Source organism: Actinopolyspora xinjiangensis (assembly GCF_900104475.1).
Lineage (GTDB): Bacteria > Actinomycetota > Actinomycetes > Mycobacteriales > Pseudonocardiaceae > Actinopolyspora > Actinopolyspora xinjiangensis.
Genome location: NZ_FNJR01000014.1, coordinates 1 through 13,434, shown reverse-complemented (window position 1 = coordinate 13,434; position 13,434 = coordinate 1). Strand labels below are relative to the sequence as shown.

Annotated in this window: 13 protein-coding genes; 6 read left to right on the top strand and 7 right to left on the bottom strand. The window is 68.0% G+C overall.

Annotation, left to right across the window (positions count from 1 at the left end; translation table 11 throughout):
* Positions 1-113: 113 nt before the first annotated feature.
* The 3 genes from BLQ75_RS19290 to BLQ75_RS19280 are packed head-to-tail and all read right to left on the bottom strand — an operon-like array spanning position 114 to position 2,885.
* Positions 114-815 (bottom strand): IclR family transcriptional regulator, encoded by a 702-nt coding sequence (locus BLQ75_RS19290; protein WP_092604097.1) that lies wholly within the window; start codon positions 813-815, stop codon positions 114-116.
* A gap of 4 nt (positions 816-819) precedes the next feature.
* A complete protein-coding gene (locus tag BLQ75_RS19285; protein ID WP_092604096.1) occupies positions 820-2,025 on the bottom strand; it encodes a fumarylacetoacetate hydrolase family protein in 1,206 nt (401 codons plus the stop codon).
* Positions 2,022-2,885 carry a hypothetical protein gene (locus BLQ75_RS19280; RefSeq protein WP_211481477.1) on the bottom strand — a complete coding sequence of 288 codons (864 nt, stop codon included), beginning with the start codon at positions 2,883-2,885 and terminating at the stop codon, positions 2,022-2,024. Before BLQ75_RS19280 ends, BLQ75_RS19285 begins: the two co-directional genes overlap by 4 nt.
* A 169-nt stretch (positions 2,886-3,054) precedes the next feature.
* On the opposite strand from BLQ75_RS19280, the gene BLQ75_RS19275 reads away from it, so the two are divergent.
* The 4 genes from BLQ75_RS19275 (at position 3,055) to BLQ75_RS19260 (ending at position 7,522) form a co-directional block, all read left to right on the top strand.
* Positions 3,055-4,242 carry a homogentisate 1,2-dioxygenase gene (locus BLQ75_RS19275; protein WP_092604166.1) on the top strand — a complete coding sequence of 396 codons (1,188 nt, stop codon included), beginning with the start codon at positions 3,055-3,057 and terminating at the stop codon, positions 4,240-4,242.
* 256 nt (positions 4,243-4,498) lie between these two features.
* Positions 4,499-5,269, top strand: a complete 771-nt coding sequence (locus BLQ75_RS19270; protein ID WP_092604095.1) for a DUF2470 domain-containing protein — start codon at positions 4,499-4,501, stop codon at positions 5,267-5,269.
* 112 nt (positions 5,270-5,381) lie between these two features.
* The gene (locus tag BLQ75_RS19265; protein WP_211481476.1) at positions 5,382-6,209 is read left to right on the top strand and encodes a CPBP family intramembrane glutamic endopeptidase; all 828 of its coding nucleotides are present in this window, start codon (positions 5,382-5,384) and stop codon (positions 6,207-6,209) included.
* Positions 6,210-6,337: 128 nt separating this feature from the next.
* On the top strand, positions 6,338-7,522 hold the full coding sequence (locus BLQ75_RS19260; protein WP_092604094.1) for an arginine deiminase: 1,185 nt from the start codon (positions 6,338-6,340) through the stop codon (positions 7,520-7,522).
* Positions 7,523-7,648: 126 nt separating this feature from the next.
* Here the strand turns inward: BLQ75_RS19260 and BLQ75_RS19255 are convergent, their stop codons facing one another.
* The 3 genes from BLQ75_RS19255 to BLQ75_RS19245 all read right to left on the bottom strand — a co-directional run bounded on the left by BLQ75_RS19255 (position 7,649) and on the right by BLQ75_RS19245 (position 10,573).
* Complete coding sequence (locus tag BLQ75_RS19255; RefSeq protein ID WP_092604093.1) at positions 7,649-8,440, bottom strand: SDR family NAD(P)-dependent oxidoreductase; 792 nt, start codon at positions 8,438-8,440, stop codon at positions 7,649-7,651.
* 333 nt (positions 8,441-8,773) lie between these two features.
* Complete coding sequence (locus tag BLQ75_RS19250) at positions 8,774-9,343, bottom strand: RICIN domain-containing protein (protein WP_244515734.1); 570 nt, start codon at positions 9,341-9,343, stop codon at positions 8,774-8,776.
* A gap of 654 nt (positions 9,344-9,997) precedes the next feature.
* The gene (locus BLQ75_RS19245; RefSeq protein ID WP_092604092.1) at positions 9,998-10,573 is read right to left on the bottom strand and encodes an RICIN domain-containing protein; all 576 of its coding nucleotides are present in this window, start codon (positions 10,571-10,573) and stop codon (positions 9,998-10,000) included.
* 371 nt (positions 10,574-10,944) lie between these two features.
* Between BLQ75_RS19245 and BLQ75_RS24585 the strand changes: the two genes are divergently transcribed.
* Together BLQ75_RS24585 and BLQ75_RS23615 are read left to right on the top strand one after the other, a co-directional pair.
* The gene (locus BLQ75_RS24585) at positions 10,945-11,685 is read left to right on the top strand and encodes a DUF397 domain-containing protein (RefSeq protein ID WP_092604091.1); all 741 of its coding nucleotides are present in this window, start codon (positions 10,945-10,947) and stop codon (positions 11,683-11,685) included.
* Between the two features lie 185 nt (positions 11,686-11,870).
* Positions 11,871-12,020 carry a hypothetical protein gene (locus BLQ75_RS23615; protein ID WP_170837573.1) on the top strand — a complete coding sequence of 50 codons (150 nt, stop codon included), beginning with the start codon at positions 11,871-11,873 and terminating at the stop codon, positions 12,018-12,020.
* Positions 12,021-12,252: 232 nt separating this feature from the next.
* Here the strand turns inward: BLQ75_RS23615 and BLQ75_RS19235 are convergent, their stop codons facing one another.
* On the bottom strand, positions 12,253-13,386 hold the full coding sequence (locus tag BLQ75_RS19235; RefSeq protein ID WP_092604163.1) for an IS701 family transposase: 1,134 nt from the start codon (positions 13,384-13,386) through the stop codon (positions 12,253-12,255).
* Positions 13,387-13,434: the final 48 nt, after the last annotated feature.

Here is a 13,434-nt window from a genome sequence, read left to right as displayed (position 1 = left end):
GAGGACGCCGGAGACGTCGCGTAGTACCTACCCGATGTCTCCGGCCCCGCGACGAGAGCCGCGCGAGAGGTTCCGCCACTCGGGTAATCGAGCAACTCTCCGGGTGAACGGTTCTATCCCAGAGCGTCGGCGACGGCGGAACAGGTGCGTACCACGAGCGGCCCGACCTCGTCCGGTGACAACGGTTCCATGGCGATCACCCCGACGCTGGCCCGCAGCCCGGCAACACCGCGCACCGGAGCCGCCACCCCGTAGGCCCCCGGCTGGAGTTCGCCCACACTGGTGATCCACTTGGGGCCCTCCTCCGACAGGTCCACGGCACGACCGGCGGCGCCGCGCTGCACGGAGTGCCTGGTTCCCACCCGGTAGGCGACGTGGTAACTCGTCCAGGAGGGTTCGACCACCGCGATCGCCTGGGCCTCGTTGCCGTCGGCCACCGTGAGGTGCACGGTGGCCCCCACCCGCTCCGCGAGGGCGCGCAACGCGGGTAAGGCCGCGAACCGCAGCTGCGGCACCACCTTGCCCGCCAGCCACAGCACGCCCAGCCCCAACCGGACCTTGGAGCCCTCGCGTCGCACCAGTCCCCGACTCTGCAGCGGGCCCAGCAGCCGATACACCGCCGCCCTGCTGACCCCGACGATGTTGGCCAGGTCGCTGATGGTCGGTGCCTCGCTGTCGGCGTCGGCCACCGCCTGCAGCAGGTTCAGACCGCGCTCCAGCGTCAGCGAGCTCTCCTTCGTCGGAGTGGCCCCGGCGGGTTCCCGCTCGGGTTCGGGAGTCGGATCCCCGGCGGGGCGGGCCGAGCTCGTGCTCATCGGGTCACCTCCGAACCGCGGGCAGCACCGTGCCGGTCACATCACCCAGCCCGACCGGACGACCGTGCTCCCCGGGTGCGGTGGCGCTGATGGTCACCCGGTCGCCGTCCTGCAGGAAAGTGCGCTGCTCGCCGTCGTCGAGGGTAACGGGGTCGGAACCGCCCCAGCTGAGTTCGAGCAGGCAGCCCCGCTGGTCGGGCTCCGGCCCCGAAACCGTACCGGAGGCGAACAGGTCACCCGGCCGGACCGGGCTGCCGTTCACGGTCAGGTGCGCCAGCTGTTGGGCGGGCGACCAGTACATCCGCTCGAAGGGCGGGCGGGACAGCAGGGTGTCGTTGCACCGCACCTCCAACCTGAGGTCCAGTCCCCACGGCCGCTGCTCGACGAGGTAGTCCAGCAGCTGGTGGTCGTAGCCTGTGGTGGGGACCCTGGCGTGCTCCAGCGCGGCCAGCGGGGTGATCCAGCCCGAGATCGAGGTCGCGAACGACTTGGCCAGGAACGGCCCCAGCGGCTGGTACTCCCAGGACTGGACGTCGCGGGCCGACCAGTCGTTGACCAGCACGGCGCCGAACACGTGGTCCGCGAACTCGTCGGGGCTGACGTACGAGGCCGGTTCGCCCCCGCAGACGAACCCCACCTCGGCCTCGAAGTCGAGCCTGCGGGTGGGGCCGAACACCGGCGTGGGGTCGCCGGAGACGCGGCGCTGACCGTTGGGGCGGGAGACGTCCGTTCCGGAGACCACGACGGTGCCGGAACGGCCGTGGTAGCCGACCGGCAGGTGCGTCCAGTTGGGCAGCAGCGGGTCCGTATCACGGCGGAAGATCCTGCCGACGTTCTCGGCGTGGTCCCGCGAGGAGTAGAAGTCCGCGAAGTCGGCGACGGTGAACGGCATCAGCTGGGTGTGCCAGTCGGTGCGGATCAGCTCGGCCTTCGACGGCCTGGTGTCGGACCCGACCAGTTCCATCAGGCGTTCCCGCAGCTCGTGCCAGGCCGCCGGTCCGGCGGCCAGCAGCGGGTCCAACGAGTCCCCGGAAACGAGCTCGGCCACTCGCGGGCCGAGCTCGTCGGCGAGTCCCCGCAGCGGGATGGCGTGCTTGCCGACCCGCACGGCCACCGTCGGACCCGTGGCCGTTCCCAGCACGCCGTACGGCAGTGTCTGCGGGCCGAACGGGCGGTCCGGCGCGAATTCGGGATCCTCGATCCAGGTCACAGCAGTTCCAACTCGACGAGATCGGACACGGGGTCGGTGGGCGAGGTGGCCCCGTACGAGGAGAACACGCTCCGGACCGCCTTCGCCGCCTCGTCGGAGAACGAGCACGCCTCCTCGGTCAGTGCCCGCTCGTCGGTACTGGCCAGGGCGCCGCGCACGTCCTGACCGGACAGGGCTCGCCCCACCGCCACGAGCAGGTTCAGGAAGCCGTGGTGCGGGAACCCCGTCTCCGAGTCGGTGCGGCGGACCGCACGGGGCATCCCGGCGGTCACCTTGAAGGGAACCTCCAGCGTGGTGGCCACGGCCAGGAACTCGGCCACCACGTCGACGCTCGGGAAGGACTCGACGGTCTGGCCTCCCGAACGCAGCTTCGGCCAGCACCCGAACTCGGCGACCTGGCGCACTCCGTCGAGCCACCCCTCACCTCGTCGTGGCTCGACGACGCGGACCACGTCCTCGGGGACGAACTCGGAAACGCGCTCCAACCACACGTCGTCGACCTCGGAGGGTCCCGGCATCTCGACCATCCGCAGCGAGAGCAGCTCCTGGCGCCCCTCGATTATCGAGAGCGCCTTCGGCACCTCCCCGAGACCGGTGTCGCAGACCAGCGACATCGGAACGGGCTCGGCGGGTTTCGCCTTGGCCAGTTCGGTGATCAGTTCCGGCAGTCGGGAGACCTGGCACAGGATCGGCCCCAGCAGCCCCGCGTACTCGCCGTCCCGCGCACGCAGGTGTTCCTCGACCGCCTGGGCGACGGACGCGTTGGCGGGCGGGAAGAGCGAAGCATCGTCCACCAGACGTGCGAACAGGGGCGGAATACCGCGCGGACCGGGCGCGTGGAGTTCAACAGCGCTTGACACGACTGTCACGCTAATGCCGTGCCGGGCAGTGAACAAAAGTGTCCGTAAAACGAACACCGCGCGAGGGGTCCGCCTCGTGCTAGCGGCGGGCCGCGAGGCACCCTCCGGGGGCTTCGGTCCCGTTCCCGCGCTTCCCGGCACCTCGACAGTCGAGCGACCGGAGGCCGGTATGCCGTACTACCGCCAAGTGGGCGAGATTCCACGCAAGAGGCACACCCAGTTCCGCCAACCGGACGGCAGTCTCCACGCCGAGGAGCTGATGGGGATCGAGGGCTTCTCCTCGGAATCGGCCCTGCTGTACCACCGAGGACTTCCCACCGCCGTCGTAGCGGCCGAGGCGGTGGACGAGCGGGGCCGCGAGACCGCCCCCAACCTGCCGTTGCGTCCCCGACACTTCCGCACCGGCGAACTCGCGTTCCCGCACGGCGATCCCGGCAGCGACGCGGTGACCGGACGCAGGCTGCTGTTCGGCAACGGCGACGTGTCGATCTGCTTCGCCGTTCCCGACGTCACCAGCCCGCTCTACCGCAACGCGACCGGTGACGAGCTGTGCTACGTGCAGACGGGTGCGGCGCGGTTCGAGACGATCTACGGCGCCCTGGAGGTCGCCGAGGGCGACTACGTGCTGCTGCCCGCCTCCACCACCTACCGAGTGGTGCCGAGGGGCGAACGGCCGCCACGGCTCTACCTCGTGGAGGCCACCGGACACATCGGGCCACCCAAGCGCTACCTCAGCGCCCGGGGGCAGTTCCTGGAGAGCTCGCCGTACTGCGAACGTGACCTGCGCGGCCCCACCGAACCGCTACTGCTGGAGGGCGAGCACGTGGACGTGCTGGTCCGGCACCACGACGGCCTCACCCGGATGACGTATGAACACCACCCGTTCGACGTGGTCGGCTGGGACGGCTGCCTCTACCCGTGGGTGTTCAACATCGACGACTTCGAGCCGATCACCGGCCGGATACACCAGCCACCGCCGGTGCACCAGACCTTCGAGGGGCCGAACTTCGTGGTCTGCTCGTTCTGCCCCCGCAAGGTGGACTACCATCCGGACTCGATACCGGTGCCGTACAACCACGCCAATGTGGACTCCGACGAGCTGATGTTCTACGTGGGAGGCGACTACGAGGCGCGGAAGGGATCCGGAATCGGGATCGGATCGCTGTCGCTGCACCCCTCCGGCTGCACCCACGGACCGCAGCCGGGCGCGGCGGAGGCATCACTGGGGGCGGAACGGTTCGACGAGACCGCGGTCATGATCGACACATTCCGGCCGCTGCGGCTCGGCGAGGCGGCCACCGCGACCGAGGACTCCTCCTACTACCGCAGCTGGGTGCGCGGCGAACCGGAGGACTGAACGAGTCGGTCCGGTTCGCCCGGCGGCGCGGCATGGCGGAACCTCTCGCGGGCTCTCGCCGCGGGCGTGATCGTAACCGGCGGGCGGCACTCGTCCGCCGGTCTCGCGAGGAGTCCACTCCTGTCGGCGAGGCGGGGCGCCGCACGCGGTCCCGACACGCGGCACTCCACTCCCCGATCGGGTCACTTCCGCGACGGAAACAACTAGGTTAGGGTTACCTAAGAAACTCTGCCGTGTGCTGCCCCGGAGGTGAGTGATGCCCGAGACCGCTCGCACGCCAGCGAGACCCGCTCCGGCCGAACGGGCCCGCACGATCGCCAAACGGGGCGGTAGAGCGGCCGTGCAACCGTCCGGCTCGGGAGCTCGGCGGATCCAACCGTTGCTGCACCACGTACACCGGGACGGCACCGCCACGGTGCTGCTGGCCGACGACCACCCGTTGGTGGGGGCCGTCTGGCAGGCGCCACGCGGCGAGTTCGGGGCCGTGTTGGAGGTGGCCGACGCCGCGCCGGTACGGCTCCGCGAACCGGTGCGCGGCCTGATCTGGCTGACCGGGTGGCTGCGCGTCCCGGAACCCGGGGAGCGGCACACCAGGGTGCTCGAAGTCGCCGAGGACCGCCCCGACCCTCGCCTGCTGGACGTCGGCAACGGCGTGACCGCCCTGCGGCTGGAGGCGGTCTCCCTGGTGCTGGCCGACTCCGAGGAGACCTGCTCGATCGACCCGGCCGACTTCGCCGCTTCCCCGCCGGACCCGTTCTGTCTCCACGAGGACGGCTGGCTGCGCCACCTGGAGCTGTCCCACCGGGACGTCGTCGGACTGCTCACCCGCTACCTGCCGGAGCGGCTGCGCGGCGGGCACGTGCGCCCCCTGGGCCTGGACCGCTACGGGGTCCGGCTCCGGGTCGAGTCGGCCGACGGCGACCACGACGTCCGGCTCGGGTTCTCACAGCCGGTGGCGGATTCCGAACAACTCAGCACCGAACTGCGACGGCTGATGGGATGTCCATTCCTGGCCGCGAAGCGGTGACCGGCCACATCCTCCGGCGCGCGGACGAGCCGGTCCCCGGTTCCGCGGTGCCGGGCGCGGGGTGCCGAGCACCCGGACGGCCGGGCAGCGCGCCCCTACTACAGTCGCCGGAGTGAAACCCCGTCACGGTCTCGCCACGCCGCGTGCCTGGCTGCTGCCAGGACGTCCCGCCGAACCGGCTCCGGTCACGGATGCCGGGCAGCGCAGGGCGATCGTCGTCGAGCTGGTGATCGTCTTCACGATCACGCTCGGCATGTCGGGGCTGCGGAGCCTGCTGTCACTGCTGGACGCGCTGCTGCGGCCGGAGTCGCTGGACCAGCAGGCGGTGGCGATCAACACCTCACGGGCCCAGCTCGGGCTGCTGGACCTGGCGGAGCAGTTGGCCGGCGTGCTGCGGCTGTTCGGGTGGGCCGCCCTCGGGCTCTACCTGCTGTGGCGGGGTGGGGTGGCGTTGCGAAGCGTCGGTTTCGACGGCACCGCCCCCGGCCGCGACCTGGCGCGTGGCGCCGGACTGGCGGCGCTGATCGGCATCCCCGGGCTGGGGCTGTACCTGGCGGCGCACGCCCTGGGGCTGAACCTGGCCGTGCAACCATCCACCCTGGACGAGAGCTGGTGGCGCGCTCCGGTGCTGGTGCTGTCCGCCCTCGGCAACGCGGCGGCCGAGGAGGTGCTGGTCGTGGGCTACTTGCTCACCAGGCTGCGCCAGCTGGGCACCACCGAGAACCGCGCGTTGTGGATCTCGGCGGTGCTGCGCGGCTCGTACCACCTGTACCAGGGGGTCGGCGGTTTCGTGGGCAACGTGGTGATGGGGTTGGTCTACGGCCGGGTGTGGCAACGCACCAACCGGATCCACGCGCTGGTGGTCGGGCACGCGCTGATCGACGTCGTCGCCTTCGTCGGCTACGCCCTGTTGCGCGAGCGGGTGGGCTGGCTGCCCTGATCGCACAACCTCGGACAACGAACCGATACTTCAACCCGCTTTCGGATTAACGATCCGTCGAATTTCGCGCCGAATGCGGCTATTTTCGCTCGATACGGCTAGGCTGCGGGACCGTGAGCACTCCACACGTGACGAGCGAAGTCGGCCCGCTGCGCACCGTGCTGCTGCACCGCCCCGGCGGTGAACTCAAGCGGCTCACCCCGCGCAACAACGACCAACTGCTGTTCGACGCGATCCCCTGGGTGGACCGCGCCGAACAGGAGCACGACGCGTTCGCGGCGGTGCTGCGCGAGCAGGGCGTGGAGGTGCTGCTGCTCGACGAGCTGCTGACCGAGGCACTGCGCGACCCCAGAGCCCGCACCGCCGCGCTGCACAGCGGCGTGGACGAGCGCAGGCTGGGCGCCGAGGTCGCTGACACCCTGCGCTCCTATCTGTCCAGCGTGGACGAGAAGACGCTGACCGGCATTCTGATAGCGGGCATGACCTTCGAGGAACTGCCCGCCGCCGAGGGACAGTCACTGGTGCGCCGGATGCACCAACCACACGACTTCGCCATCGATCCGCTGCCGAACCTGCTGTTCACCCGGGACTCCTCGGTCTGGATCGACGACAGGGTCGCGGTGACCTCGCTGGCGATGCCCGCGCGAATCCGCGAGTCCGCGCTGACCGATCTGGTCTACGCCTACCACCCCAGGTTCGCGTGGTCCGCCCGCGCCTACGGCGCGCACTCGGCCCCGGTGGAAGGCGGGGACGTGCTGCTGCTGGCACCCGGCGTGGTGGCCGTGGGGGTCGGCGAGCGCACCACTCCCGCCGGGGCGGAGTCGCTGGCCCGCTCGTTGTTCGCCGACGGGCTCGCCCACACCGTGCTCGCCGTGCCGATCACGCAGACCAGGGCATCGATGCACCTGGACACGGTGTGCACGATGGTGGACCGTGACGCGGTGCTGATGTATCCCGCGATCCGCGACCACCTCACCGCCTACGTGCTGCGCCCGGCAGGCGGCGGGATCAAGGTCTCCGGCCCCGAACCGTTCCTGCGGGCGGCCGCGGAGGCGATGGAACTGGACCGGCTACGGGTGATCGACACCGGTCTGGACCCGGTCACCGCCGAACGCGAGCAGTGGGAGGACGGCAACAACACCCTGGCGGTGGCTCCCGGCACGCTGGTGGCCTACGAACGCAATGTCGAGACCAACGCGCGGCTGGAGGACGCGGGCATCGAGGTACTGCGCATCAGCGGCTCCGAACTCGGCTCCGGGCGCGGCGGACCGCGCTGCATGTCCTCCCCGATCGTGCGCGACACCCTGGACTGAGCCACTACCACGCTCTCTTCGCCGTGGTGCCGCCCGCCCGGCCCACCGGTACCGCGCTCGCCGGACCGCGCGGCGATCTCGCGAGAGATCCACGCGCGGCCGGGTGCGCGGAGGCGCCGAACGGTGCTACGCGTGGGTGCCGCCGTCGATCCGTATCTCGGTGCCGGTGGTGAAGGCCCCGTCGTCGGAGGCCAGCATCGCCACCACTCCGGCCACCGTCTCCGGGCCCGCCATGGTGGCTCCACCCGCCTCCTGGTCGGTGCGCAGCGCCGGGGATAGCTTGGCGAACAGCGACATGTCGGCGTCGGCGGGCAGGTAGTTCGGGGTCTCGTCGGTGATGCCGCTTTTGATGCTGCCCGGGGCGACGCAGACCGCGCGCAGCCCCCACTTGGAGTACTCACTGGCCAGCGTGTGCGTGAACGACTGGATCCCGCCCTTGCTGGCGGCGTAGGCGGCCATGTACGGGTGGGCGAACGAGGCCGAGGTGGAGCTGAAGTTGACCACCACGCCGTGCTCGCTCTCCAGCAGGGCGGGCAGCGCCTGCCTGGTCACCAGGAAGGTTCCGGTCAGGTTGACCGTCATGATCCGGTTCCACAGCTCCAGCGAGGTCTCGTGGGTGTGCGCGGCGCGCAGCATGCCCGCCGCGTTGACCAGCGCGTCGAGTCCACCCAGCCGCTCCACCGCCTCAGCGACCACGGAGGTGACCGAGTCCTCGTCGGCGGTGTCCAGCCGCATGGTGGTCAGCCGCTCGGCGGTTCCCGCGTCCTCGGCGCGCTGCCGCGTCTCGGCCAGGCCGTCCTCCGAGATGTCGGCGGCCACCAGCCGGGCCCCCTCGTCCAGTAGCCGCAGGGCGGTCGCCTGCCCTATCCCGGAGGCAGCCCCGGTCACCAGTACCCCGCGTCCGTCGAAACGATTCATGTCCACTCCCGTGCGAATGGTCGAATGCCGGAGAAGGGGTCGAAACACGGCTCCGGATCAAACACTGATTCGAATTCCCGGCACGGCGCCCTACCGGCGCTTTCCGCTCGGACCCTAACCCCGGTTAGGACGGTCCCGCCAACGGACCTGTGGACGAATACGCAGGACAGACTGTTACGAACACCCTCGGTACGCTCCCGGAGACCCGGTGTTCCGCCGAGTCTCCGCGTTCGAAACGGGCGGCGCGACGAAATATCCGGAAACGAAACGGATCGGCTCGATTCCGCCTGCACGGAAGCGCGGACGAGCCGATCCGAAGCCGAACGCCGAGAATCACTCGACCGGAATCGCACTCCACCGCTGGGAGAGGCTGTCCACGTCCTTGTTCAGCACGATGTCGCGCGAGGGGTAGGCCACCTGATAGGGGTTCATCACCCGGTTGGCGTTGTTGTACGGCGCGATCCGCAGGCCCTCGTCCTTGTCGACCCACCACCACTGCGCACGGTCACCCCGGTCGCACTGCCGCTGCACCACGTGGCGCAGTGGGTCCTGGTTGTTGGGCTCCAGGCACAGCCCCGAGCCGACGTTCTTGATCCGGAGCACTCCGCTCAGGCCGGTGGGCAGGAACTCCCACTGCTCCTGGAGCCGCGCCGAGTCGGTGCGGTGCTGGTACCACAGGTCCAGGATGCCGTTCTCCGAAGTGTTCCACGCCTTGGCGAGCATGAACAGGTGCGCGCTGCGGTTGTAGAGGTGGTAGGGCTCGCCCAGCACGATCGAGGTCCGCGCCTCGCGCGCCTGGGGCGACTGTTCGCGCTGCTCGGCGGCGCCCGCGCCGGCCCCCATGATGCCCACCAGGGAGAACGCCGTGGCGAGTACCAGCGCGATCCGCTTCTTCGGCTTCACTGAAACCCGATCCTTTCTCATGATCTTGCCCGGATTCATGAAAAACTATCGAGTACCTGACAGCGAAGATCAATATCTCTTTCGTGTGAACCGCCGACCGGCAGTCGATACGGTCGGCTTCCACCTCTCAGGGGCTACAGCTCGCGAACATGGTGGCGGTTCGTCGTTTTTCCGGACTTCTTCCTCATCTCCGCACCGCGCCCGCTCCTGACCTGCGAATACGGAACCTGCGACTCGCCGCGCTCCGGCGTTCGCCGGTGTGACCGGGTTCGGGGGTTCGGGCGGGGCGAGCTGTTCGGTCGGTGTGGGCTTGGGGTCGGAACGCATGTTCCTCGGGGCTCGTTTTTCGAACGCCGAAGTCGCGTGTTGGAACACGATCGCGAGTACGCGATGAGCCGTATCCGACACGACACGCTCCCGACAGGGAGTTCAACGAACCGCCCGGGGAGGACGAAGCGGCCAACCCACCGTTATCGTGGGCGAGTACACCGCGCGAACTGCCGTACTCACCTCGATACTCCTCGAGATGTTCCGGTTTCCGGGAATCGATCTGGCCCAATTCCGTGAAGACGTTCAAAGCGGTACCGATCAGGCCGGATCCGTCCCGTGAGAACGGATCCGGCCTGATCGGAGGAATCTCACATCAGTCGGATGTCAGTCGACCATCACAGCACGCCACCGTTGAGCAGTGCCTCCGGACTCCCGGGCCAGCACGATGTTGTGCGAAGCCTGCGGACCGTTGTACGGAGCCAACACGCGGTTGTCGTTGTTGAAGCTGGAGATACGGAGCCCGCGATCCCAGGTTATGTTCCACCACTGCTCGCGCTCCCCCCTGTCGCACTCCTTCTGGACCACGTGTTTGTGAGGGTCGAGTTTGTTGGGATTGGGTTGCAGGCACAGCCCCGACCCGACATTCTTGATACGGGCCACGCCCTCTTCGGAAGTGGCGCGGAACTCCCATTGCTCACGAAGAGCGTCGGATCCCGTTTTGTGCTCGTACCAGAGGTCTATCAGACCGTTCTCGTCATTATTCCAACTCTTCGCGAGCATGAACAGATTGGAACTGCCGTTGTAGAGATGGTACGGCTCACGCAGCACGATCACGTCGTCTCGCTGCTGACTCTCCTGTCGCTGCGGCGCGTGCTGCTCGACGGCAGCGGCTCCGCCTCCCACGATTCCGGCCATGGAGAAAGCCGCCACGAAAACAAGGGCAATTCGCTTTTTCGGCATGACTGGATTTTTTCCTTTCCATGTAGGTATCCAGCACTGCGCCGACAAGAGTCACAGAACACGAGAAGCAAGATCAATAGCACTTCCGCGTGAAAAACGAGAAAGATATACACAAAATCGCGAACCCGCGGGTCGCACCACGCAGCGATACCATCTTTAGCCCTTTCGTGGTAGCGACTGGCGAACGAACAACCAAGCACCCAAAGGAAAAACCAGCGGCCCACGGGCAGTCGGACCGTCACTCTCACTCATCATCGCGTCGACTTCACCAGAAACGGAGTTTTCCTCCTGGGGCATGATCCCGATACCACGTTCGTGGGTCACGCGACCAGGAGAGCATGAAGGGATTGTGGGTGGTTCTTCCATGAATCTTGATCACGCTGTTGATCGAGGGGGTGCGGGCGTCGTGCACGCTGTCTCCGGGACCGATGCGGACCTCCGATTACACAAGCGAGGTCGTTCAGGGCGGCCAACAGTCGGACAGCGACCTGGAGTACAAGGTCGAGTCGCGCGGCAGACGCCAACAAGAGCTCACCCGCTCCACCGATCCGCCGCACACGTGGGTGGTCATCGACGAGTGCGCGCTCGATCGTCGCGTCGGCGATACGGCGACCATGCGGGACCAGCTCGAACACCTCGTCGAGCTCGCCGAACTCGACAACGTCCAGATCCAGATCTGTCCCGCCAGCGTAGGACCGCATCCTGGCTTGACCGGCACGTTCGAGATCCTGCACTTCCCGATTCCCGAAAATCCCGGTGTCGTCTACGTTGAGACCCGAGTACGCGCGGTGTGGTTCGAGGACAAACCCGAAATCGACCAATACACCCAGGTCATGAACGACCTACGCGCGCTGGCCAACACTCCGGAAGAGCCGAAGAAGCCGCTCAGGGAAAAGCTGAAGGAGCTCCAGACTATGCGCTTCACCGCCCACGTCCGGCAGACGTCCTCCTACTCCAACGATGACCAAGGTTGCGTCGAGGTCGCCTTGACCAGTGACGCAGTGGGTATTCGCGACACCAAGGACCGGGCGGGCGGCACTCTCACTGTCACTCCCGCGGCCTGGGGCGGGTTCGTGGAGCGGCTCAAGACCGGTGACTACGACCGGGGCTGATCCAGCCACACGCCGCTACACCGTGGCCAGGGTCTCGATTTCCCGCGAACTCCACGGATTCTCTGCGTGGGACAGCGCGTCAGGACACACGTGGAGACCCACGCAGCGTCGTTGCCCCCGTCAGCACCTGATCAGTGACGTCGCCGGACGTCACACTGCGGGATGTTGCTGGGGATATCACGCCGATGAACGCCCCGCAGGGGGTCACCAACAGCCTCACCGGCACCAACGATGCGATGCGCGGCATCATCACAGCCGCCAGCAACGGCGAGTTCGTCACAACCCCCGACGCGGGAGACGAACTCATCCAGATCTTCCAAGAGCTCGAGTACTAGACGGGAAAACGCTGAGCGACATGACGATCGTTAAGCAGCACACCCGTGCTCGGCCCTAATACTGCAACGGCGCTCAGAGTGGGTAGCCGCGTTGTTGGTAGTGGCAGTGTCGGGCTTGGTGGTGTGCGTCGTCGGCGCCAGCGTGACCAGGACCAGACGTGGTCGGCGGGGTGTGGTGTTCGGGTGATGAGGTTGATCAACAGGCGACGGAGCTCTGCTAAGGTGTAGTCGATCATGCCCTGGTTGCTGACGCGGTTTCCCCCTGTATGGCCTGGGTTTTCGCGACGGCTAGCCAGGCGAGGGCGAGCAGGGACAGGGTGGTGTGGGCGTACCAGGCTCGCCAAGAACGTGCTTGGTAGTGGTCGAGTCCGGCCTCGTTGTTGGCCTGTTGGAAGCATTCCTCGACATGCCAGCGCGAGCCGGCGGTCCAGGCCAGGTCGAGCAGCCGGGATCGGCGGGGCCCATAGGCGATGTAGTAGGCGATCTCGCTGGGGTCGCTGATCGAGCGTCGCGCCAGCAGCCAGCGACCCCGCCCGGGCGGCCAGGCCGTGCCCAGCGGCACGCGGGCCCAGTCATACAGGCGTGGCCCGTGCCCACCGGCCCCGACCGACAGCCGCCGCCACGAGCCCGGCGAGAGTGTGGTGACGAGCTCGTCGGCCCGGCGCGTGTCACCGCCGGCGGTGGTCAGGGTGTCGGTGCGTTTGGTGGCCAGCACGTAGGCCACATCACGGTGCTCGAGCCAGTCCCGCAGGTAATGCGCCTGCCCGTAAGCCTCATCGCCGGTGACCCAGGCGAACGGCACCCCGGCCTGCACAGCACGGTCGATCATGGCCTGGGCCTGCTGGGGCTTGGTGGCGAAACCGACCTCGTCGGGTATCCCGGCCGCTCGGCACCGATCCCGGTCGTCAGTCCACGACCTCGGCAAATACAGCTCCCGGTCGATCAACGCATGCCCGGACCCAGAGGCGTAGGCCAAAAAGGTGCCGATCTGGCAGTTCTCCGTGCGCCCCGCCGTGCCGGAATACTGCCGCTGCACCCCCGCCGAACGCGTGCCCTTCTTCACAAACCCGGTCTCGTCAACGATCAACACCCCGTCGGACTCGCCGAGATGCTCGATGACGTAGTCCCGCACGTCATCGCGGACCCCAGCAATGTCCCAGTCCGCCCGCCGCAACAGCCGCTGCATCCCGTCCGGACTGACCTCACCAGCCTGCTCGGCAATCGTCCACCCGTTCTTGCGCTCCAAGCCCGCGACCAGGCCAGACACATACTCACGCACCCGCGCCCGCGGCTCGGAACGCACAAACCGCCCCGCAATCCGCGCGTGCACCCGCTCCAACTCCACCGAGATCACATCCAGCACCACACCCACCACGATCCACTACCGACTCACACGAGTGCCGTTGCAGTACTA